This is a genomic window from Kribbella sp. NPDC055071 (assembly GCF_053608045.1).
Genome location: NZ_JBSGUS010000024.1, coordinates 49798 through 70111, shown reverse-complemented (window position 1 = coordinate 70111; position 20314 = coordinate 49798). Strand labels below are relative to the sequence as shown.

At 67.5% G+C, this 20314-nt stretch carries 22 protein-coding genes and 1 tRNA gene; 10 read left to right on the top strand and 13 right to left on the bottom strand.

All coding sequences use genetic code 11. The features are described 5' to 3' along the window. Positions 1 to 74: 74 nt before the first annotated feature. Entirely contained in the window at positions 75 to 968 is an 894-nt protein-coding gene (locus ACWF4Z_RS31945) for a sucrase ferredoxin (protein WP_452246898.1), read from the top strand. Positions 969 to 1694: 726 nt separating this feature from the next. Here the strand turns inward: ACWF4Z_RS31945 and ACWF4Z_RS31940 are convergent. The 4 genes from ACWF4Z_RS31940 to ACWF4Z_RS31925 all read right to left on the bottom strand — a co-directional run bounded on the left by ACWF4Z_RS31940 (position 1695) and on the right by ACWF4Z_RS31925 (position 5161). Beyond that, on the bottom strand, positions 1695 to 2303 hold the full coding sequence (locus tag ACWF4Z_RS31940) for a gamma carbonic anhydrase family protein (protein WP_452246897.1): 609 nt from the start codon (positions 2301 to 2303) through the stop codon (positions 1695 to 1697). A gap of 331 nt (positions 2304 to 2634) precedes the next feature. Beyond that, a complete protein-coding gene (locus tag ACWF4Z_RS31935; RefSeq protein ID WP_452246896.1) occupies positions 2635 to 3852 on the bottom strand; it encodes an MFS transporter in 1218 nt (405 codons plus the stop codon). Positions 3853 to 3926: 74 nt separating this feature from the next. Beyond that, positions 3927 to 4127, bottom strand: coding sequence for a hypothetical protein (locus ACWF4Z_RS31930; protein WP_452246895.1), 201 nt, complete (start codon positions 4125 to 4127; stop codon positions 3927 to 3929). Further along, complete coding sequence (locus ACWF4Z_RS31925) at positions 4115 to 5161, bottom strand: MFS transporter (RefSeq protein ID WP_452246894.1); 1047 nt, start codon at positions 5159 to 5161, stop codon at positions 4115 to 4117. The genes ACWF4Z_RS31930 and ACWF4Z_RS31925 overlap by 13 nt, the downstream gene beginning before the upstream one ends. Positions 5162 to 5248: 87 nt before the next feature. Here ACWF4Z_RS31925 and ACWF4Z_RS31920 point away from each other — a divergent pair. Next, positions 5249 to 5340 (top strand) — tRNA-Ser (locus tag ACWF4Z_RS31920). A 75-nt stretch (positions 5341 to 5415) separates the two neighbouring features. Here the strand turns inward: ACWF4Z_RS31920 and ACWF4Z_RS31915 are convergent. Then, positions 5416 to 6204 (bottom strand): phosphotransferase, encoded by a 789-nt coding sequence (locus tag ACWF4Z_RS31915; protein WP_452246893.1) that lies wholly within the window; start codon positions 6202 to 6204, stop codon positions 5416 to 5418. Between the two features lie 181 nt (positions 6205 to 6385). Between ACWF4Z_RS31915 and ACWF4Z_RS31910 the strand changes: the two genes are divergently transcribed. The 4 genes from ACWF4Z_RS31910 to ACWF4Z_RS31895 all read left to right on the top strand — a co-directional run bounded on the left by ACWF4Z_RS31910 (position 6386) and on the right by ACWF4Z_RS31895 (position 9819). Further along, positions 6386 to 7333 carry an LLM class flavin-dependent oxidoreductase gene (locus tag ACWF4Z_RS31910; RefSeq protein WP_452246892.1) on the top strand — a complete coding sequence of 316 codons (948 nt, stop codon included), beginning with the start codon at positions 6386 to 6388 and terminating at the stop codon, positions 7331 to 7333. A gap of 81 nt (positions 7334 to 7414) precedes the next feature. Beyond that, a complete protein-coding gene (locus ACWF4Z_RS31905) occupies positions 7415 to 8257 on the top strand; it encodes a helix-turn-helix domain-containing protein (RefSeq protein ID WP_452246891.1) in 843 nt (280 codons plus the stop codon). Continuing rightward, the gene (locus tag ACWF4Z_RS31900) at positions 8247 to 9095 is read left to right on the top strand and encodes a DUF3626 domain-containing protein (RefSeq protein ID WP_452246890.1); all 849 of its coding nucleotides are present in this window, start codon (positions 8247 to 8249) and stop codon (positions 9093 to 9095) included. The genes ACWF4Z_RS31905 and ACWF4Z_RS31900 overlap by 11 nt, the downstream gene beginning before the upstream one ends. Then, entirely contained in the window at positions 9064 to 9819 is a 756-nt protein-coding gene (locus ACWF4Z_RS31895; protein ID WP_452246889.1) for an alpha/beta fold hydrolase, read from the top strand. The genes ACWF4Z_RS31900 and ACWF4Z_RS31895 overlap by 32 nt, the downstream gene beginning before the upstream one ends. Here ACWF4Z_RS31895 and trpD read toward each other — a convergent pair. Continuing rightward, positions 9794 to 10828 carry an anthranilate phosphoribosyltransferase gene (trpD, locus tag ACWF4Z_RS31890; protein ID WP_452246888.1) on the bottom strand — a complete coding sequence of 345 codons (1035 nt, stop codon included), beginning with the start codon at positions 10826 to 10828 and terminating at the stop codon, positions 9794 to 9796. The two genes, ACWF4Z_RS31895 and trpD, sit on opposite strands and share 26 nt — an antisense overlap. A gap of 136 nt (positions 10829 to 10964) precedes the next feature. Further along, positions 10965 to 11735: a glycoside hydrolase family 16 protein gene (locus tag ACWF4Z_RS31885; RefSeq protein WP_452246887.1), complete on the bottom strand. Its 771-nt coding sequence runs from the start codon at positions 11733 to 11735 to the stop codon at positions 10965 to 10967. 76 nt (positions 11736 to 11811) lie between these two features. On the opposite strand from ACWF4Z_RS31885, the gene sigJ reads away from it, so the two are divergent. Then, positions 11812 to 12690: an RNA polymerase sigma factor SigJ gene (gene sigJ, locus ACWF4Z_RS31880; RefSeq protein WP_452246886.1), complete on the top strand. Its 879-nt coding sequence runs from the start codon at positions 11812 to 11814 to the stop codon at positions 12688 to 12690. Here sigJ and ACWF4Z_RS31875 read toward each other — a convergent pair. Beyond that, a complete protein-coding gene (locus ACWF4Z_RS31875) occupies positions 12665 to 13366 on the bottom strand; it encodes a phosphotransferase (RefSeq protein WP_452246885.1) in 702 nt (233 codons plus the stop codon). The two genes, sigJ and ACWF4Z_RS31875, sit on opposite strands and share 26 nt — an antisense overlap. 56 nt (positions 13367 to 13422) lie before the next feature. Between ACWF4Z_RS31875 and ACWF4Z_RS31870 the strand changes: the two genes are divergently transcribed. Beyond that, complete coding sequence (locus ACWF4Z_RS31870) at positions 13423 to 14709, top strand: FAD-binding oxidoreductase (RefSeq protein WP_452246884.1); 1287 nt, start codon at positions 13423 to 13425, stop codon at positions 14707 to 14709. Between the two features lie 47 nt (positions 14710 to 14756). Here ACWF4Z_RS31870 and ACWF4Z_RS31865 read toward each other — a convergent pair whose 3' ends face one another. Both ACWF4Z_RS31865 and ACWF4Z_RS31860 read right to left on the bottom strand, forming a co-directional pair. Continuing rightward, complete coding sequence (locus ACWF4Z_RS31865) at positions 14757 to 15734, bottom strand: SH3 domain-containing protein (RefSeq protein WP_452246883.1); 978 nt, start codon at positions 15732 to 15734, stop codon at positions 14757 to 14759. A gap of 151 nt (positions 15735 to 15885) precedes the next feature. Beyond that, complete coding sequence (locus ACWF4Z_RS31860; protein ID WP_452246882.1) at positions 15886 to 16536, bottom strand: TetR/AcrR family transcriptional regulator; 651 nt, start codon at positions 16534 to 16536, stop codon at positions 15886 to 15888. 54 nt (positions 16537 to 16590) lie between these two features. Here ACWF4Z_RS31860 and ACWF4Z_RS31855 point away from each other — a divergent pair, with 54 nt between their 5' ends. Further along, positions 16591 to 17106: an ester cyclase gene (locus ACWF4Z_RS31855; RefSeq protein WP_452246881.1), complete on the top strand. Its 516-nt coding sequence runs from the start codon at positions 16591 to 16593 to the stop codon at positions 17104 to 17106. A gap of 169 nt (positions 17107 to 17275) precedes the next feature. Then, positions 17276 to 18061: an enoyl-CoA hydratase/isomerase family protein gene (locus ACWF4Z_RS31850; RefSeq protein ID WP_452246880.1), complete on the top strand. Its 786-nt coding sequence runs from the start codon at positions 17276 to 17278 to the stop codon at positions 18059 to 18061. On the opposite strand, the gene ACWF4Z_RS31845 is transcribed toward ACWF4Z_RS31850, so the two are convergent. From ACWF4Z_RS31845 to ACWF4Z_RS31835, 3 genes are all read right to left on the bottom strand, one after another. Beyond that, positions 18035 to 18397 (bottom strand): YciI family protein, encoded by a 363-nt coding sequence (locus tag ACWF4Z_RS31845; RefSeq protein ID WP_452246879.1) that lies wholly within the window; start codon positions 18395 to 18397, stop codon positions 18035 to 18037. The genes ACWF4Z_RS31850 and ACWF4Z_RS31845 overlap by 27 nt on opposite strands. Positions 18398 to 18508: 111 nt before the next feature. Next, positions 18509 to 18664 carry a DUF6131 family protein gene (locus ACWF4Z_RS31840; protein ID WP_452246878.1) on the bottom strand — a complete coding sequence of 52 codons (156 nt, stop codon included), beginning with the start codon at positions 18662 to 18664 and terminating at the stop codon, positions 18509 to 18511. Between the two features lie 96 nt (positions 18665 to 18760). After that, on the bottom strand, positions 18761 to 20161 hold the full coding sequence (locus ACWF4Z_RS31835) for an MFS transporter (RefSeq protein WP_452246877.1): 1401 nt from the start codon (positions 20159 to 20161) through the stop codon (positions 18761 to 18763). Positions 20162 to 20314: the final 153 nt, after the last annotated feature.

Genomic DNA, 20314 nt, shown 5'->3' with positions numbered 1-20314 from the left:
TCGTAGACCGTGCCTCGACGGCGTACTGAAGCTGCCAAGGTGTTGGTGGTGGGGCGACAGTAGAGTGAGTAGGCGTGGTGAGTGATGGGGATCGGTATCGGCCGGAGACTGGGTGCGCTGCGCTTGCGGAGCTTCGGGGTGATTCCCTCGTCGCCACCGCACCGCCGGCGGCTCGGTGGTTGCTGATCGAATCTCATCTGGCCTGGCCGCGTAACGCGCTTGCCTCGCTCGGGGAGCCTGGGGTTGAGGTGGCTCGGGTGTGTGGGGAGCTGGGGACTCGGCCGGTCGTGGTTCGGCGGTTCGGGCGGGTGGATCGGAGTGCGGGGCGGCGGTGGGGGTTGGTGGATTGCCGGCCCGGCCAGGAGTCGGTTCGTTGGGGTGAGTTGCCGTCGGACGAGCATCTGCTGGACGTTCTTGCTGGTTCGGATCCGGGCACGCTCAGCCACGAACCCGTCTACCTGGTGTGCACCCACGGTCGGCACGATGCTTGTTGTGCCGTGCGCGGTCGGCCGATCGCGGCGGCGTTGGCGGGCGCGTATCCCGAGCGGACGTGGGAGTGCAGCCACATCGGCGGCGACCGGTTCGCTGCGAACGTCGTCGTACTGCCGCACGCCCTGTACTACGGGCATGTGCCGGCGACCCGCGCCGTCGAGGTCGCCAAGCGCTACGACGAAGGCAACGTCGTACCTGATCTCCTCCGTGGATCAGGTGTGTTCACCCCACAGGTCCAGGCAGCTCAGCACTTCGCCCGCGCTGCCGGTCATTCAGTTGCCGTCAGCAACCTCCTCCCACAAGACGTCCGTCATCTCCCGAACCACCACTGGCAAGTCACACTCGCCTCCACCAGCGGCCCAATCACCGCAGAACTCTCGATCCACCTCGACACCATCAACGCCCGCCTAACCTGCGCCGGCACAGCCCCCACCCAGGTACGCCGCTTCAAACTCCACTCCCTCACAACAAACTAAGCACCCACCGCATCCCCTGAGTACGACGCCCGCCGACGGCGTCCAACGGCTCGACTCATCACCGGAGCACGCCCGCATATCACCCAGCTCGACGCCTGCTGATGGGATGGCGTCCGACGGCTCGGCTCTTCACCCGAGCAGGCACCGCTCATCACCCGAGCAAGCACCGCTCACCACCGGAGCACGCACTGCTCGTCACCCAGGCAAGCACGGCACATCTCCTAAGCTCGACGCGTGCTGACGGGTGGCGTGCGACGGCTGGGCTCATCACCTGAGCAGGCACTGCGTACCACCGGAGCGCGCGCTGCTGATCACCTGGGCACGCACGGGACATCTGCTGGGTTCGACGCGTGCTGGTGGGTGGCGTGCGATGGCTGGGTTTATCACCTGAGCGCGCACTGCTCTCCACCGGAGCGCGCGCTGCTCGTCAGCTGGGCAAGCACGGCACATCTGCTGGGTTCGACGCGTGCTGGTGGGTGGCCTGCGATGGCTGGCTCATCACCCGAGCGCGCACTGCGCACCACCGGAGCATCCGTCGCACATCACCTGGGCACCCGTCGCACCTCACCTGGGCATCCGTCGTACACCTCCTGAGTTCGACGTGCTGGTGGACGGGGTCCGATGGCTCGGCTCATCATCTGGGCCGCCGCCTCGCCGACCGATCGGGCTGGAGGCGTCGCTTCTCGGATCCCACCGCAGGTGCCTTCCGGCGGCAGCGGGTGTGGGTTAGGGGTGGTCGGGGTTCGGTAGTTGGTGGTCGGAGTGGTGGGCGCCGTAGTACGTGGATTGGCGGGACATGATGTCGCGCATGGGGGTGCCGCGGGGTACGCCGTACACGGTGCCGGGGAAGTCCAGGTCGCGTTGGACGGCCCAGAGCTCCTCGTGCCGGTCGGGTGAGAAGAGCTGAGCGGGGTCGCCGGCCGCGATCCATCCGATCGGGAGGACCGTGCCGGGCTCCAAGCGCGAGTTCACGTGCAGCACGCTGTTGATCCGGAGCTCCGCGCCCGCGCCGGCAACGGAACCGGGGAACAACGCGGCGCCCGTGGCGATGAAGACCTCGTCCTCGACCGTGGCGCCGTTCACGTGTGCATGGGGACCTACCAGGACCGCGTCGCCGATCAGGGCGGGATGGTCGGCCCGGCCGCGCACCAGGGCGTTCTCCATCACCACACTGTTCGCACCGAGACGGACTTCACCGTTCTCCGCAGTCAGCACCGCACCGTGCAGGACTCTGCTGCCCTCGGCCAGCACGACGGCTCCACAGAGCACGGCCGATGGGGCGACGTAAGCGGATTCGGGGACGACCGGTCGTCGGCCGCGGTGTTCGAGCAGCATCTGTCGCGTGTCCTTCCACTAGGCGTCATTCGTCGAACATCACCTCATCCTTCCTCAGCGTCCTCGATCAACAAGCGGGCTCTCCACAACCAGGGCTCTCCACAACCGGTTGTCCACTGCCGGTTCTCCACAGCCCGGGTCCTCACAGCCCCGGGCGGCGGTGCCCGGCGGCCGTCCACATCAACGGTGGGAGGCTCGGCCCCTCGAGCAATCCGGGTGGAGAACCACGAACTGGGAAAACATTAGAACAGATGTTCGATCGAATGCAACGCATCCTGACACCTCAACAAACTAACGCAAGCGCCGGCAGCGGAGAGTGGATCCCGCGTGCTCAGATCCGCTCGGAGCTCAGCCGCGGAGACACCCGCGCCAGCACGAAGATCGTTGCGCTCGCCACCAGCGCCAGCCCGGCCAGCGTCACCCACGGCAGGTCGTGACGGACGACGAACAGATGCGTGAAGAACCAAGGCGCCAGCACGCTCGAGAACGCGAACGAGTACTGCCAGTACGACAGATACTTCCCCCGACCCACCACCGGCGCGACCGCTGCCGACAGCGCGTTGTTGGTCGCCGCGTGCAGCAGGTCTCCAAACGCGTAGCAAGCTGTCGCGAGAACGAGCACCGGCACGACCCACGCGGCGGCGATGTGCACCTGCAAGGCCATCAGCAGCGCCCAGGTTGCGTAGACGACCCCGGCGATCACCATGACGTTCGTACGTCGCCGCCCGCCAGTTCGCCGTACGACGAGGGTCTGGCCGGTCGCCAGGACGACGGCGTTCGCCCCGATCAGCACGCCGACGAGCCAGTGCGGCACGGTCAACGCCTGGGTGATGTAGATCGGCAGGCCGACCCCCAGCATCATCGTGCACATCGCGAACACGGTGTTGGCGCCAATCAGCAGCAGAAACACCCGGTCCTTCCGCAGCAGCGGCGCCGGCCCAGCATCTTGATGAGTGCGCTCGTGGTGGGACGGGTGCAACCGGAGAAGCAGCACACCGGCGATGAAGAACGTCACTGCGTTCAGCGCCATCGCGAACAGGAATGGCCCGTTGCCGTCGATCTCCAGCAGACCTCCGGCGGCCAGCGCGCCGAGTGCCAGGCCGCCGGCCTGCATCATCCCGCCCAGCCCGAACCACTTGTCCCGCTCGCCGTCGTCCGCGACGTCCGCGAACAGGCTGAAGATCGCTGACCAGAACACGCGCTGCCCGGTCGTCATGACAACCGCGCACAGGAACAGCAGCCAGGGGGACCGTCCGAAGAAGAAGCCGGTGAACGCGAGCCCCTGGGCGATCTGCGCCCACAGTACGACGGTCCGCGGTCCGACCCGGTCGATCACCAGACCGACCGCGGCCGGCGCGGCGATCGAGAACAGCGCCGCGACCGACAGCATCAGGCCGGCCGTATCGAGCGGGATGTCCGCAACCTTGTTGAAGTACAGGATCAGCAGTGGGCCCGCGCAACCGCCACCGAACGAGTCGATCGCCAGTGCGGCCAGTAGAGGGACTCGGCCGCGGACGTTAGGGAGGCCGAGGCTCACGGCTGCGGGCATGGCGAGGTACTCCAATCACAGGGGCTCGGCGGCCCAGCACTGTAGCAACCGCTTGCCGAGGGCTCCAATTGATTTCATTCTGCTGCAGGTGCCAGGCGGACGGAGACGTGCCGAAGCGGGCGCCACGCGATCAGTGTCATCAAAACCATGGCTGCGAACGCTATGGCGAAGGGAGCATTCAGACCGAACCGCTGCGCGAGTACGCCGCCCAGCGCCGAGCCGACCGCGGCACCGCCCACGGACGCCAGTAGGTAGACGCTGTTCACCCGACCCATGAGGGGCTCTGGTGTGGCCAACTGTCGAGCGGTCGTCGACACGATCCCCCACACCACCGCGTGCACGCCGAACACCGCCATAGTCGCCCCAGCGACCCACGGGTTCGAGTGAGCGCCAGGATGAGGTGGACAGTCGTCTCGATCACCAGACCGGCTCTCAGCAGGGTCAGTGACCCGACACGCGGCTCGAGCAGGTGGTAGACCGGCATCCCGAAGACGCCTCCGACCGCGCCGGCCGACACGAGCAGTCCGAATTGCGTGTCGCTCAGACCGAGCCTCTCCCGTGCGAACAGCACCCAGGTCGCGAAGGCCGCGCAGAGCGTGATGTTCATGACCAGGATCGACAGTGCGAGCGTCCGTACCCCTACGTGGTGCCAAAGCCAGTGCACTCCGGCGTGGACCTCGGTCCAGAGCGCCGTACCTGGTGAGTCCGGCAGTGCTGGACGTACGGCGACCCGCGCGATCAGGGCGGCCGCTGCGGCGAAGGTGACCGCGTCGAAGACCAGCGGTACGCCGTTCCCGACCGCGAATAGCAGTGCGCCGAGCGGTGGGCCGCCTAGCTGCTGGAGAACGGTTCCGCTGGCGAACAGCCGCGCATTGGCCTGGCCCAGGTGCTCTTTGGGTACGGCGTTCACCAGCAACGCACCGGATGCGTTGTCGGCGAGGGTTTCCGCCGTACCGAGCAGGAAGAGTGACAGGTAGACCGCCCAGAGTGGTGACGTCCCGAGCAGTACGGCGACACCGAGCGCGGCGAGCACTATGGCTCGAAAGAGGTCCGCAACGACGATCATGAGGCGGCGGTCGAGTCGATCGACCAGTGCCCCACTGAACAGCGCGAACAGCAGCCACGGCAACTGCTGCACAAAGGCAGCCGCACCAACCGCAACCGGCTCGCTGGTGATCGACGCAACCAGCAGCGGACCCGCAGCGAGCATCGCGCCATCACCGAGGTTGGAGATGATCGAGGCCGGCCAGATCTTCCGAAAGTCGGCCCCAAGCCCATCCGGCACGAGGAACGCAGCAAGCGATCGCATAACTGGCCAGACCCTACCGGCGACCTCCCGCCGCCGCACCTGAGTTCTCCAACGCGCTATCCTCGACGATCGGCGAGCACATCGCCTGGAGGGCTCGCATAGTGGCCGAGTGCGCTGGTCTTGAAAACCGGTATTGCGGGTGACCGTAATCGTGGGTTCGAATCCCACGCCCTCCGCCAAACCCGACGCTGAGCTGCGGAAACGGAGCGAGCTCTCCGCCGCGCGTCTAGTCATGGTGAGCAAAGCGACGGGCGCTAGCTGAGGGCCGCGGCGAAGCGGTCGTAGTGATCGGCCCACCAGCGGCGTCTGCGGTCGAACTTCTCGATGCCTCCCCTCCGGTTCATCATCGCGACGGTGTCCGGACCGCCCGCAGCGATGCTGCGTCGCGCGGCTGCTTCGATGCGGGCGAGGGCATCGTTGATGGCGGTGAGCAGCTCTGCGCGGCCGTCCCGGCCCAGCCCGTAGGCGTCGGCGATGAGCCGAAGCCGTGCCGGCCGGTCAGCGGGCCGCCAGCCGATCCGGTACTGGTCGAAGTCGTCCTCGATCGGTACACAGAGGCGGGCGAGGTGGGCGAGATCGTAGACGGGGCGGCCAGGGGCGGCGAACTCGAAGTCGAGCAGCGCAACGGCGATGCCGTCACGGAAAACGACGTTCGAGAGCTCCACGTCGTTGTGGCACACCAGAGTCCCGCCTGCGGGGTCAGCCAGATCGTCGCTCCAGGTGAGACCCTGAGGGTCGAACTCGCGAGCGGCATCGTGCAGCGCGCGCAGCAGCCTGGCGACGGACGCTAGCGCGGTGTCGGACTGGCTCCAGTCCGGATAGGGCGGGACGGGGACCTCGCCCTCGATGAACAAGAGGCGCTCGCGGCTGTCCTCCTCGATGCCGACCGGTTCCGGAGCACCCTTGAATCCGGACTCTTTCAGCGCCCGCAGGAAGGCGTGAATCGACTCCGAGTGCGGACTCGAAGGACGAAGAACATGCGGACCGACGCGGACAACCTTGCCCGCATTCGCGATCCCGCCATCGAGCTGCTGCTCGGACACACCGCCACCTTGACAGACGGGTGGTGATGCCGCCAATGGACCCGTCGGATGACCGTAATCGTGGGTTCGAATCCGACGCCCTCCGCTCGCTGGTGGCCTGGGTTGGGGTGAGGGTGAGCCTGGGCGCGGTATTCCTTTGGGGGAATTGAGGTCGGGGTGGCCGACTGGGAGTGTCGGCGGTATGGACATCGGTGTACTTCTTCCGACCGGTAAGGCGCAGTGGGGTGCGGACGGGGACCCTCGCGACCTGGTTGCCTTCGGCATCGAGGCTGAGCGGTCGGGTTTCTCCTCGCTCTTCGTCAACGACTCCCTGATCAGCCCGCGGATCGAGGCTCTGACGATGCTGGCCGCGCTCACACCCGCCACGGAACGCGTGACGCTAGGGACCGGCGCGCTGCTGCCGTTCCTGCGCCGTCCGGTCCAGGTCGCGCAATCCCTCGCGTCGATCGACCTTCTGTCCGGCGGACGGCTGGCGGTGGCGGTCGGCGCCGGGTTCCCCGGCCGGTTCGGGCGACCGTTCTACACGCTGTCCGAGGTCCCCTGGGAGCGCAGGTTCGCGCGGCTGGACGAGACCGTCGCGCTGTGGCGGGCGCTGTGGGCCGGCGCCACGGCGTTCCATGGTGAGATCCTCCGGTACGACGACCTACCGCCGGCGACCCGACCGTACCGGCCGACCGGCCCGCCGATCTGGCTCGGCGGCGCAACACCGGCCGCGCTCGACCGTACCGGCCGGCTGTACGACGGTTGGCTGCCATACCCACCGGACCCGGCCGATTACGCCTCGGGCCTGCTCAGCGTGCGGAAGGCTGCGGCGGACTCCGGGCGCGCGGCTGAGCAGATCACCCCGGCCCTGTTCGTGTCGGTTCGGGTCGGCGAAAGCCCTCGTGGGCCACTGGACGACTACGCGCGCGCCAACTACGGCATGCCACTGGCGGAACTGGAGAAGATCCAGGCAGTCGTCGCCGGTTCCGCCGAGCAGGTCCTCGACGGCCTCAGCCGGTACGTCTCTGCCGGCGCCCGGCATCTCGTCATCCGCCTGGGCGCCCTGGATCTCCGCTCACAGCACGACCAACTCGAACGGATCGCCGCACTGATCCCCGAGCTCCAGCGCTCGTCCCCGGAAGCATGATCAGGTCGTTGGGCGCCGGATAGGAGCCAGGGTCCTGACAGGGCCCCGCAGCGGCGTCCTGCGCGGACTACCGTGAAGGGTATGACCGACGAGGCGAACCAGCTGGGAGCGTTTCTGCGGGCGCGCCGGGAGCTGGTCAGCCCGGAAGACGTTGGCGTTCCGGCCGTCGGCGTACGGCGGGTGCCCGGGCTGCGACGTGAGGAGGTGGCGATGCTGGCCGGCATCAGCGCTGACTACTACCTGCGTCTGGAGCGCGGTCGCGACCGTAACCCGTCGGTGCAGGTGCTCGAGTCACTCGCTCGCGTCCTGCGGTTGGATGACGACGGCACGGCGTACCTGATTGGTCTTGCTGCCGAGAAGCCTCGGCGGCGGTCACGTCCGCGGAAAGAGGTCGTGCCGGGCGGTACGGCGAAGTTGGTCGCGACGCTCCCGGTCCCGGCGTTCGTCGAGGGGCGCTATCTGGATGTGCTCGCCGCCAATCCGCTGGCGACGGCCCTCTCGCCGCGCCTCGTCGTGGGCGGCAACCGGCTGCGGGACGTGTTCCTCGACCCGGCTGAGCAGGCTCTCTTCCCCGACTTCGATCGTGCGGCTGCGGCTTTGATCGCGGGCTTCCGCCAGGCGGTTGGCACCGACATCGACGACCAGCGGTGCATTGAGCTGGTAGGGGAGCTCTCCTTGGCCAGTCCGCTCTTCCGGCAGCTCTGGGCTCGCCATGACGTGCAGCCGCATGCCGGTGCGACAGTCCGCTTCAACCACCCGCAGGTAGGCGAGTTGACGCTGAACAGAGAGAAACTCCTCGTCAGTGGGACCGACGGCATCATGCTGGTCGTGTATCACCCCGAGGCGGGCACCACCGACGCCGACAAGCTCACACTCCTCGCATCTGCCACCCTCCAGACCGCCCAGGTCGTCCGTGACCGATGAGCCCGCTGCCCGCGCAGTGCGCTTCGTGGCTGCGGCGTCGTTCGGAGAAGCGTTGGATCCGAGCTTGCGGGTCACCCTCAACTTCCACCCGGATCGGCGGGGTCTGCTGGACCTGCTGGCAGCAGAAGGCGTCTATGCGTCGCAGTTCGTCACCGGGACCAGCAACGGCGGTCTGACTGCGCATCCCGGTGGAGATCGGTGGCAGTGGGAGAGCCGGATCTTCGGTGCGGCGTACGACGAGGCTCCCGCCGCGGACCGGCCTGTGTACGGCGCCCTGAATTTCAGACGGCGCGCGGTCGGGGGTGCTCCGCGATTCGGCTCGTCGCATCTGCGGCTAACGGGGGACGTCCTCAGCAGGTCGACGTTCTGCTATCCAGACAGCTGTTTTGAGCCGAAACAGTTCGGGGTTGCCGATCGGATGGCGCTGATCGCACTGGCCGAGGCGGACGACAACGACGTACTGGATGACTATGTCGAGGCTCAGGTGCACGGACTGGTTCGGCTGGACCGAGATGTTGAGGCGCTGGTGCTAGACCCGAGTTATCGCGGCACATCGGTCGAGACGGCTGCTCAGAAGTTGCCCTGTGCGCTGGAGTGGCACGGTGGGTTCCGGCTGACAGTCGACGTACTGCGGGAGCATGCCGACTACCGCGGCGCCCAGTATGTCGAGTTGGGTGAGCGGATTGCGGTGGACGGGGTGCTGACACCACAGGTGATCGGTGCTGCGGTCGGGGACTGCGACGAGCAGGACCTCAAGCGCGTCTGGCACTGCCTCGCCCGGTTCGGCCATGAGGCAGGGTGGGGGCATGGAGCTGAAGCTGTCGGTGGGACGGGATGAGGTTTGGGCTGACCATGTGGCCGGCGAGGGCGTGCCGCTGGTCCTGCTGCATCCAGGGATCGGGGACTCGCGGTCCTGGGATCCGGTGATGCCGGCGTTGGCCGGGCGGCGGGTGGTTCGGTACGACGTGCGCGGAGTGGGGCGGTCTGGGGCGCCGAGTGAGGAGTTCTCGCTGCGGCAGGATCTGGTCAGTGTGCTCGACCAGTTGGAGCTCGAGCGGGTTGTGCTGGTCGGGTGCTCGATGGGCGGAGGTACGGCGATCGGATTCGCGCTGGACCAGCCGGATCGGGTGCAGGGGTTGGTCTTGCTTTGTCCGGGCGTGCCCGGGTTCCCGATGCCGGACGAGCCGGAGCTCGATGCCGAGTACGCCGCTCTGGTGGCAAATCGGGATGTGGACGGGCTGGTGCGTTTCGCGCTGCGGCTGTGGGGAGCCGCGGGCGATGACGAGGCCACGGTTGCTCAGCTGCGGTCAGCCATACCGGCGTGGTTCGAGCAGTACACGCAGGCGGATCCGCCGGTCTACGGTCGCTTGCACGAGATCAATGTGCCGACCGCGGTGATGGTTGGTGACAAGGACCGGCCGATCCTCGCAGCCGTGGCTGGTGCAACGGCCGCGCGCATCCCTGACGCTGAGTTCATCTGGATGCCGGGGGTCGACCACCTGCCCAGCCTGCGCGTACCTGGGCTGGTGGCTGAGACTATTCAGCGGATCGCCACCGCTTGAGCAGTGCCGCAGCCGCGCCGCTGTCGATGGCGTCCCGACACCGCTCCAGACACTGCGCCAGATGCTCGAGGCTCAGCCCGTTCGACAGCTCCAGAGTGGCCAGGGCAGCTGCAGCGTTGAGCAGTACGACGTCGCGCACCGGACCACGTTCACCGTCGACGAGTCCCCGCAGTACGCGAGCGTTAAAGGCGGCGTCACCACCGCGCAGCTCAGCGAGCGAAGACGGCCGCAGACCGAGCGACCGTGGATCGAACACCACCTCCGCCGCAGACCCGCCGTACACCACCCACACGCGCGAGAAGCCTGCAGTGGTGAGCTTGTCGAGACCGTCCTCACCACGCGCGACTAGGGCCGACTTGCCCCGCTTGGCCAACGCTCCGGCGAGCACTGGCAGCATCTGTGGGTTAGCGACCCCTACGAGCTGGTGGGACGGATCTGCCGGGTTGAGCAACGGCGCCAAGACATTGAACGCCGTCGGCACCGCCAGCTCCCGTCGTACGACGGCCACGTTGCGCAGCGCCGAATTGAAGCGTGGCGCGAACAGATAGACCAGGCCGACCTCCGCTGCGACCCGTGCGGCCTCAGCGGCAGACAGGTCCAGCGGTACACCCAAGTGCTCCACTAAATCGGCAGAGCCGCCCGCTGAGGACGATGCGGCCCGACCACCGTGCTTGACCACGGTGACGCCGGTAGACGCGGCTACTACTGCGGCCATGGTGGAGATGTTCACCGCGCCGGTACGGTCGCCGCCCGTGCCCACGATGTCCACGAACGGCCCATCGATCCGCACCGGCGTCGCGTGCGAACGCAGTACCGTCGCCAGTCCGTCGATCTCGTCGGCGGTCTCGCCCTTGGCCCGCAGAGCGATCAGGAAGCCGGAGATCTGCGCCGGTGAGGCGTCACCCAGCACGAGCTGCTCCATCGCCCAACTGGTGTCCTCCGCGGACAGGTCGGAGCCGGCCAGGAGCGCGGAGATCAGTCCGGACCAGGTCCGGAGCGTTGTTGCCATCGGCAATCCTCAGGGTGCTGGGCCGCCCGCGAGGAGACATGACAAACGGCCGCCTCGAAGGAGACGGCCGGGTGGTTACGCGCGGGGGCAGACCGTCAGTCGACGGCCCACCACATCCCCGCACGCATGAACATGCTCACAGCTTAGACCAGCCCCGGATGTGGTCGACGGTAAAACTCGGGACGTGGTCACCGTCGTCGCCCAGTTCCGGGAAGTCGAACACGGCGAGCATCAACTGCATCGGGTACGCCGGAGCACCCGCGCAACTGCGGATCCGCTCACCGTCGACGAAGAATGTCGCCGTACCGTCGCTCCACTCGACCGCATAGGTGTGGAACTCGCTCACGTTGATCTCCAGCCGCACTGGCACGAAGTCCTCGGGCACGGACGGATCACGGAAGCTGTGCAGTCCCATCCCGACCACAGCCACGTCCGGCGTCACAGTCGCGCCGAACACCTCCATCACGCAGATCTCCGCGCACCGCTCCGGCTGGTCCTCCAGCCCGACCATCCACAGCGACACCATCGACCGTGGATTCAGATCGGCGCGGGCACGCAGTTCGACGTACCCGCTGTCCGGAGTCCAGCCCCAGAAGGGCTTCTGCTCCTCGCGGACGACCAGACCGTCGCGGTAGGGCTGCTGGCCGACAGTGCTGCCGATCGGACCGGAGTAGTTGCCGGACTGGATCCCTGACACGCGTAGGTCGGGCTTGTGGTCGTCCTCGCACCACAGGCCGTGTTCCGGTGGGAGGCTGAGAGTCAGGCACGAGTCCTCGAGTTCGTACGTCGCAGCCGACAACGCGCGCGAACTCCACTGTGGCAGGTAATGCGGTGACCAGACCGACACGTCCAGTTCTGTCCCATCGAATGTGTCCTCGAACACCAAGCTGCCGCGAGTCTCCACCATGCGCTAATCATGGCCTGTCACATGATGAGGTTTCCTTACGTCTTAGCGGTGACAGCAGTCACGGGAGAGGGTGGCAGTGGACGAGCACGATCGGCTGGCGTGGGAGTTCGAGCAACGCCGAGGGCAGTTACGTGCGGTTGCGTACCGGATGCTCGGCTCGTTGGCTGAGGCCGAGGACGCCGTACAGGAAGCCTGGCTGCGACTCAGCCGGTCGGATGTGAGTGACGTCGACAATCTGAGTGGTTGGCTGACCACTGTGGTGTCGCGGGTCTGTCTGGATGTGCTGCGGAGCCGCAAGTCGCGGAGGGAGGATTCGCTGGATACCTACGTACCGGATCCGATCCTCGGCCAGTCTGGGCCGGAGGACGAGGCGGTGCAGGCGGATGCGATCGGGCTGGCGCTGCTCGTCGTACTGGAGAGGCTGTCGCCGGCGGAGCGGTTGGCGTTCGTACTGCACGATCTGTTCGGCGTGAGCTTCGACGAGATTGCCGAGATCGTGGACAAGTCGCCCGCTGCGACGCGTCAGCTGGCCAGTCGGGCGCGGCGGCGGGTGCAGGGTGCGCCGGCGAGTGATGGGGATGTCGGTCGCCAGCGTGCCGTGGTTGACGCGTTTATGGCCGCGTCGCGGAGTGGTGACTTCGAGGCATTGCTGGCACTGCTCGATCCGGACGTCGTACTGCGCGCCGACGCGGGAGCCGCAAGCGCCGAGTACGCCGGCGCGGCCGTGTCGAAGCTGGTCCGCGGTGCCCTCGACGTGGTCGAGCAGGCGTTGCTCTTCAGCCGGCTGGCGCCGCACACCGAGCACGCCCAGATCAACGGCCTACCCGGCGCGATCACCATCGTCAACGGCCACCTGATGGGCGTCATGTCCCTAACAGTCGCCAACGGCAAGATCACCCAAATAGACATCCTCGCCGACGTAGACCGCCTCAAAACCCTCCCCCTACCAGCCTGATCACCCGCCGCGCCTGGGCTTCCGCCGTACTGGGAGTCCGGACCAGCGTCAGCCAGAACCCAGCCCACAGACACCGGGCCGCGTGAAACCGGTCCGGGTCAGGATCAAACCGCCGTACGACGGACGCCCAGTCGGTCTCCCGCCCAGACAGATGCTCCACGAGGTTCGCCAACTCGAATGTGCGATCACCCAACCCCGCGTCCTCGAAGTCCACGATCCGCACCCGCGTCCCATCCCAGAGGTAGTTGGCCAGATTCGGATCACCGTGCGCCACGACGGGGTCGTGGACCTCGAAGACCCCATCCGGAACAGTCCACAGCCGAGCCGCCGCACCGACCACGCCAGGAGCCGAACGCAGCTCAGCGAGTCCCTCAACCGTGCGCTCTACCAGGGCTGGTACGTCGATCGCCCGCAGAGCGACCGGACTGATCGACCAAAGCGTGTCGAGTGCATCCCCGAGAGCAGCCAGCTGAGCCGAGCTGAGTGAACCGTTCAGGGGATCGCCTGGCACCACGGTCATCGAGAGCGGGTCTCGTGACAGCGGAGTGGGTGTCAGGCCGGGGACGTGGGCTGCGAGGAGTTGTAGGGCTGTCCACTCGCGCTCTGGTTCGCCGCGGGACCAGGAGGTGTAGCGCTTCGTCAGGGTGCCGCCGTTGACGGTGACGTGGTGGGTCATCGGACGAGTGTGGCGGAGGGGTGTCGATTTGGGGGTGGGGGGTTCGACGTAGGGGTATGACGACGCTGACTGTGGTTGCGGGTGCGGATGAGGTTGTGGCGGGGTTGCTCGGGGCTGGGTTCAATGGGGCGGTTCGGCTGCCGGGTGACGCGGAGTACGACGTACAGCGGAAGTCTGTGATTCCGACTGTTGACTCGCGGCCGTTGGTGGTTGCTGAGGCTTGCGGGCGGTCGGATGTGCAGGCGGCGGTACGAGCGGCTCGCGAGTACGGCGTACCGATTGCGGTGCAAGCCACGGGACATGGGACGCGAGTGCCGGCCGACGGCGGGATTCTGCTGAAGACCACGTCCATGACTTCGGTTCTGGTTGACCCGGAGCGGCGGATCGCGAAGGTCGCGCCTGGTGCGCGTTGGGGTGCGGTGCTGGACGCGGCGCGGCAGTTCGGGCTGGCGCCGCTCTCGGGCTCGCACCGCGACGTCGGCGTCACCGGGTACACGCTGGGCGGCGGAGTGGGCTGGCTGGCGCGGAAGTACGGGTTCGCGGCGGACAGCGTGATCCGCGCCGAGGTCGTCACCGCGGACGGGCGGTCCGTGACGGCCAGCGCCGAGCACCACGCGGACCTGTTCTGGGCGATCCGCGGCGGCACCGGCAACTTCGGCATCGTGACGTCGCTCGAGTTCCGGCTGTACCCGGTCCGCCAAGTGCACGCGGGCATCGTCTACTACGGCATCGACCGCGCACCGGCGATCCTGCGCCGCTACCGCGGCTGGACCGCCACGATCCCCAACGAGCTGAGCACCGCGGTCGTCCTGACCCGGGTCCCCGGCACCGAGCAGCGGGCCGTCGCGATCAAGATCCTGTATGCGGGTTCCGCCGAGCTGGCCGAACACCTCCTCAAACCGCTCTTCGAGGTCGCGGGCGAGCGGCTGGCCGGTGAGCTCACGACGATCGAGTACGCCGATGCCGCGATGGGCGGCACGCCCGCCCGTCACCTCGACTTCCTCGACACCCTCACCGACGAGGTCATCGACGTGATCACCGGCTTCGACGACGACGATGCGCCGACTGTCGAGATCCGGCACTGGGGTGGCGCGATGGCGTACCCAGGCCCGAACGCCGGTCCGGTCGGTCACCGATCAGCGTCGTACTCGCTGATCGTCGACCGCTGCATGGACGGTCTGCTCCCGGACTCGGGCCGGACGTTCGTGAACTTCCTCGGTGATCCCGGCCGCGCGGAAACGGCGTACGCACCGGACGATCTGCGCCGGCTGCGCGAGGTCAAGCGCGCCTACGACCCCACGAACTTCTTCCACCTGAACGCGAACATCAGGCCATGGACGTGAAGCGACCCGGTCCTCAGGAGGTCAGGACCGGGTCGCTACGGGATGACTCAGACCGTGCCCGAGCTCCCGTAGACCGTTACGTGGACGTGGTCGTAGTGGTTCGCGGTCGTGCTGCCGCGGTCTTCCATCGCGCGCCAGCCCTCGCTGCTGCGCTGGACCGTCCAGATGTGCTGCTGCCAGATCAGCTGGCTGACGCCGAGCTTCTTGTAGTTCGCGTGCAGCCAGTCGGCGACCTCTTGGCCTTCAGCACCGCTGACCATGATGTCGAGGGCATGACCGGTCGAGTGCTCCGAACCGCTGTCGCCGGACCGCAGACCGCCGTACGACGTGATGTCCGGGAACTTCGCGCAGATCGCGCGGTGCACGCGGATCGCGTCCTGGGTCAGGCCGTCCTCGACCGACGAGCCGGACTTGCAGACCGCCTGCGAGATCCCGCCCGCAACGGTCGCGACCGGCTTGGTCGCCGAGAGGTACGCCGCCTTGACCCAGCGGGACTTGTTGTCACTGACGATCTCGGCCCAGATGCCGTCGACCTTGCCGGTGACGGAGACCTTGGTGCCCTTCGGCAGCACGTCCAGGAGGACGCCGGACAGCGGGATCGACCAGACGTTCAGGTCGGTGGTGGTGAACTTGGAGCCGTTGGCCTTCGGCGGCGTCACGCCGGCGGCGGCGCGCGTCTTCGCCGAGGTCGGCGTCGGGATCGGTGCCTGCTTCTTCAGGTGCTTGGCCGCCGGCGGGGTGGTTGCCTTCGGCTTGGGCGCCGCGGAAGTCTTCGTCGACGGAGCGATGTCCAGTGACGGACGGAGCGCGTCCCGGCTGGTCTTGGCCTCGCGAGACTGCAAGAGCGACGAGCTGGCGAACGAGGTGGTGTCGAGCTTGACGTGCTCGTCCGGGAACGCCGCCGCCGAGCCGCCGGCCACGAGGGCCACTGCCGCGCCGGGAATCGCCACCTTCACGATGCCGGCCCGCACTGCCTGCGGACGCGCCTGTCTGTGCCGCGCCTTGCTGTGCCGTCCTGCCGCCACTTCGAAACCCAATCTGCCGAGACCAAAACGTTATCGACCGGAGGAGTCAAGCACACATCGCCGCGCCGGTTCGAATCGGCCCCCGTTCTTAACGCATTGCGAACATCCGCAGGCGTAACCTGCTCGGTATTCGGATGTGACCGATCCGAGATCAAACGCTTGGCTGTGGACAGAGGGCCGCGATCATCCCGTCCGCTACGAAAATGGCGTACTTCTGCGGGGTCCAGCCGCGGAGCAGCACGAGTAGTTCGTAGAACTCGACCGCTGTGTATGTCCACAGCACGTCCGTGATCTCGTCGAGCGTGATCCCGGGGCGCAGGTCGCCGGTCTCGAGCAGGTGCCGGCCGAACATCGACATCCCGGTCAGCCGCTCGTCCAGCAGCGACTGCCAGGTCTCCCGCAGGGTCTCGTCGCTGTGCCGTCCGTCCCGGATCAGGATCTGCACCTTGGCCGACCGATCCTGCCGCTCCGGGAAGCTCGCCGTGTACAGCCGGATCTTCTGCCGTACGTCGGGCTCCGCCTGGACCGCCCGGATCTCGGGCCGCTCGGCCATCGGGATCGGCTCGTCGTCACCGGCGATCACGAAGTCGAACACCGCCTTGGCCAGGGCGGCCTTGGTGCCGAACCCCTTGTAGATGCTCTCGGCCGAGACTCCGGCCCGCTGGGCGACCGCGCTGATCGTCGTCGCCTGGAACCCGTCGGCCTCGAAGAGTTCCTGGGCCGCGACCACGACGTCGCGGCGCCGCTGCCGGGCTCGCTCGCGCCGGCCGGTGCCGTCGTACTGCCGCTTGACTTCTGCCATTTCCGATCCCATGATTTTGGGTACAGGCTGACTGTATCGAATTCTAGGGGAGACATGAACACCGAGACCGACGTTGGTGCGATCGCCGTTCGCGGCCTACAGATCATGGCCGATGGCGAGCGATCCGACTTCGACGCGCTGATTCATCCGTACGCCGTCAACCGGGAGGGTGACGTGGAGCCGCCGGAGTGTCGCGTCGGCGGCCCGGCCGGGTACTACACGACCGCGCTCTGGTTGCGGACCGCGTTCGGGGAGCTCGCGCACGAGATCCACCATGTTGTTGCCAACGGCAACTTGGTGGCGGTGGACACGACGATGCGCGGGCGGCACGTGGCGCCGTTCGTGGTGTACACGCCCGAGGGCGCGGTCGACACCGCGTTCCCGCCGACCGGGAAGACGTTCGCGATCAAGCAGACGCACTGGCTGCGGATCGAGGACGGCCAGATCATCGAGCACTGGGCCACCCGTGACGACCTCGGCCAGGCCAAGCAACTCGGCTGGGTCCCGCCGACTCCGGCGTACCTGATCCGGATGGCTCGCGCCAAGTCCCGCGCCCGCCGCGCCGCCTGACCGTGAGGGTCCCGATCTCCAGGCCATCACAATCGCGGCCGACGGGGCGCCCGCCGCGGGCCGTGCGGTGGGATCGCCGATTGTGATGGCCTGGAGATCCGCGGCCTCCGGGCAAGGGCTGCGGCACGGAGGTGTGATCCAGGGCGCGGCGGGGCGGCGGGGTTGCTGGTTGACTGCGCGGGTGGACGAGTTGGGGTTCCGGGTGGAGCGCGGGGCGGTGGCCCGGCTGGTGATCGACCGGGTCGAGAAGCGGAACGCGCTGACCCGGGCGATGTGGGAGGCACTGCCTGTCCTGCTCGCGGACCTGGCCGCCGACGACGAGGTGAAGGTCCTGCTGGTTTCGGGTGCCGGTCCGAGTTTCTCCGCCGGCGCGGACATCCGGGAGCTGATCTCCGGCGCCGACCCGGCCGATCCGATGGCCGAGTTGCGGTCCGCCAATCTGCGGGCGCAGGTCGCGCTGCGCGAGTTCCCGAAGCCGACGATCGCGGCGATCCGGGGTCACTGCATTGGCGGCGGGCTCGAGATCGCGGTGAACTGCGACTTCCGGTTCGCCGCGCGGGACGCGTCCTTCGGCGTGACGCCGGCCCGGATCGGGGTTGTCTATCCGCCCGCCGCGATCAAGGTCCTGCTCGATCTGGTCGGTCCGGCGACGACGAAGTACCTGCTGTTCAGTGGTGATCTTCTGACCGCAGACCAGGCCGAGCTCAAGGGGCTGGTGGATCGCGTGGTGGACGATCCGGACCTGGAAGCCGACGCGTTCGCGAGCACGATGGTGTCCCGCTCGCAGCTGACGATCCGCTCGGCGAAGGAGACGGTGAACGCGCTGCTGGCCGGCGAGGACGCGGACGAGAACGCCGTACGGCGTTATCGCGAGACGATCGCCAGCGGCGAGTTGGCCGAAGGCATCGACGCGTTCACGCAGAAGCGGTCACCGAAGTTCCTCTGGCATTCCTGAGGAGATCAGCGTGCCGCGAAGCTCGACGCGGTCGCCGACGATCGCCGAGACCCGCGCCGCGACAGCCTCGGCCGTCGGATCGTCGGGCACGTCGATCAGGAAGAAGCCGGCGAGCTGCTCCTTCGCCTCGCCGAACGGTCCGTCGGTGACGACCTGCACACCCTCGCGGATCTGCACGATCCGGCCGTCCTCAGGTGGCAGCAGTCCCTCCGAGCTGACCAGTTGGCCACTCTCGGCGAGCTCGCTCTCCAGCTCCATCAGCCGGCCGACGGCCTGTTGGTCGTCGTCGGTCCAGGCGCGGTCGACAGTGCGAAAGATCATCACGACGTACTTCATGACCACACCGTAGCGACGCGCGCCGACAGAACCCCGCGGACCGGTGTGGTCCGCGGGGTCGGCTGTCGTGACGAGGTCAGGATCAGCGCGTCGTTCGGTCCAGCGCGTCGATCAGTACCAATGGCGCCGGCCACCGATCATGCGACCGCTGGATCCGACCAGGAACAGAACCGCTCCGACCACGACCAGGATGATGCCGATGGTCCACAGGATCGGAACACTCAGCAAGAACCCCAGAATCAGCAGGATCACACCGAGGATGATCATGAAGCCTCCTTCTCAAGGACCGCCCGGCGGAAAGTGGCGGCCACCCGCGTCCAGTGCCCACTCGCGAGACCGCAAACCTCCAACGCCCGTTTGAGTTCACGGCGTCGCCGGCTCGGCCTCCGGCTCTCGTGAGTGCTTGCGAGTGAGCAGCAGCCCGGAGCCGGCCAGACCCGCTGCAATGAAGAGCCACACCGCCGCGAACGCGACCCGGTAGCCGTGGGTGAGTGCGGTCGGCGCGGCACCCGTCGTACTGGCTGTCGCTACGGCTGACAGGAGGGCAACGCCGATCGCGCCGCCGATCTGGAAGCTTGCGTTCTGCAGACCGGACGCAACGCCGGAGTCCTCGCCTGCCACGTCGCTCAGGGAGGCAATCGACCCTGCGACCGTTCCGGCACCCAGTCCGGCGCCGAAGATGGTCAGACCCCAGAAGGCGAGCTCAAAATAGCCAGAGTCCACGGTGAGCTGGGTCATCACCGTTGCGCCGACGCCGGCGAGCAGCAGCGAGACCATCGCCACTCTGGCCGTTCCGATCCGGGTGACGAGGTTCTGTCCGATGATGGAGCCTCCTACAGCTGCTGCCGCCAAGACCGCGGACATCAGGCCGTAGCGGATCGCCGACACGTTGAGAGCCAGTTGCACGTACTGCGTGTAGATGAAGTTCAGTCCGAACGCCGAGAGCCCGAACGCGATCGTGATGAGGTTGCCGCCGACCAGAGTGCGGGAGCGGAAGATACGCAGCGGTACGAGCGGTGCGGCCGACCTCTTCTCCACGAGTACGAACAGCGCGAAGAGTGCGGCCGACAACAGCGCCAGCCCCAGAGTCTGCGGGAGGGACCACTCTGGCGCCTCGATGACGGCGTACACGAGGGCAATGAGCGCAGCGGTCACGGTCAGCGCGCCGGCGACGTCGAATCCGCGTCGACCCGGCCCACGACTGTCCAGGAGCAGCATGGGCGCCAGTACGGCGACCAACAGGCAGACCGGCACGTTGATGAAGAAGATCCACTGCCAGCCGAGTCCGTCCGTGACAGGCCCGCCGATGAGCGATCCCGCCGTACCGCCGACTCCACTGGTCGCTCCCCAGATCCCGAGCGCCTTGTTGCGGTCCGCACCGGACGGGAAGGTCGTCATCACGATCGACAAGGCACTCGGCGCCAGTACGGCGGCCGCTGCGCCTTGCAGACCACGTGCGAGCACGAGTGCGTCACCGCTCCAAGCGAAGCCACAGAGCAGCGAGGACCCGGCGAACAACAGCAGTCCGGTGATGAACACGCGCCGGCGGCCCAGTAGGTCGGAGATGCGCCCACCGAGCAGCAGGAGACCGCCGAACATCAGTGCGTAGCCGCTGGGGACCCACTGCACGCCGCCGGTGGAGAAGGCCAGCTCACGCTCGATGGACGGTACGGCGACCAGCACGATCGACGAGTCCAGGATGATCATGAAGCCGGTCAGGCACAGCAGCGCCAGTGCCGACCAGCGCTTCGATTCCGAAACCATTCGATCTCTCCAGTACGGCGGTGGCGCTCCGGGTGAGCGTCGTTCGGTGGAGACGTCGGGGCGGGCCGTCAGGGCTCGACATTCTGGATTTGTCGAAGTGGGGCACCGGTGTGCCGACGTACCGGGTGACAGGGGGTCACAGCGGCCTCCGCG

Excerpts from the sequence above, each read along its gene's own strand:
- ACWF4Z_RS31940 (WP_452246897.1), bottom strand. The coding sequence starts at position 2,303 with ATGCTGCTCGAACACCGCGGCCGACGACCGGTCGTCCCCGAATCCGCT.
- ACWF4Z_RS31935 (WP_452246896.1), bottom strand. The coding sequence starts at position 3,852 with ATGCCCGCAGCCGTGAGCCTCGGCCTCCCTAACGTCCGCGGCCGAGTC.
- ACWF4Z_RS31930 (WP_452246895.1), bottom strand. The coding sequence starts at position 4,127 with ATGGGTCGGGTGAACAGCGTCTACCTACTGGCGTCCGTGGGCGGTGCC.
- ACWF4Z_RS31925 (WP_452246894.1), bottom strand. The coding sequence starts at position 5,161 with ATGCGATCGCTTGCTGCGTTCCTCGTGCCGGATGGGCTTGGGGCCGAC.
- ACWF4Z_RS31910 (WP_452246892.1), top strand. The coding sequence starts at position 6,386 with ATGGACATCGGTGTACTTCTTCCGACCGGTAAGGCGCAGTGGGGTGCG.
- ACWF4Z_RS31905 (WP_452246891.1), top strand. The coding sequence starts at position 7,415 with ATGACCGACGAGGCGAACCAGCTGGGAGCGTTTCTGCGGGCGCGCCGG.
- ACWF4Z_RS31895 (WP_452246889.1), top strand. The coding sequence starts at position 9,064 with ATGGAGCTGAAGCTGTCGGTGGGACGGGATGAGGTTTGGGCTGACCAT.
- trpD (WP_452246888.1), bottom strand. The coding sequence starts at position 10,828 with ATGGCAACAACGCTCCGGACCTGGTCCGGACTGATCTCCGCGCTCCTG.
- ACWF4Z_RS31885 (WP_452246887.1), bottom strand. The coding sequence starts at position 11,735 with ATGGTGGAGACTCGCGGCAGCTTGGTGTTCGAGGACACATTCGATGGG.
- ACWF4Z_RS31875 (WP_452246885.1), bottom strand. The coding sequence starts at position 13,366 with ATGACCCACCACGTCACCGTCAACGGCGGCACCCTGACGAAGCGCTAC.
- ACWF4Z_RS31870 (WP_452246884.1), top strand. The coding sequence starts at position 13,423 with ATGACGACGCTGACTGTGGTTGCGGGTGCGGATGAGGTTGTGGCGGGG.
- ACWF4Z_RS31860 (WP_452246882.1), bottom strand. The coding sequence starts at position 16,536 with ATGGCAGAAGTCAAGCGGCAGTACGACGGCACCGGCCGGCGCGAGCGA.
- ACWF4Z_RS31855 (WP_452246881.1), top strand. The coding sequence starts at position 16,591 with ATGAACACCGAGACCGACGTTGGTGCGATCGCCGTTCGCGGCCTACAG.
- ACWF4Z_RS31845 (WP_452246879.1), bottom strand. The coding sequence starts at position 18,397 with ATGAAGTACGTCGTGATGATCTTTCGCACTGTCGACCGCGCCTGGACC.
- ACWF4Z_RS31840 (WP_452246878.1), bottom strand. The coding sequence starts at position 18,664 with ATGATCATCCTCGGTGTGATCCTGCTGATTCTGGGGTTCTTGCTGAGT.
- ACWF4Z_RS31835 (WP_452246877.1), bottom strand. The coding sequence starts at position 20,161 with ATGGTTTCGGAATCGAAGCGCTGGTCGGCACTGGCGCTGCTGTGCCTG.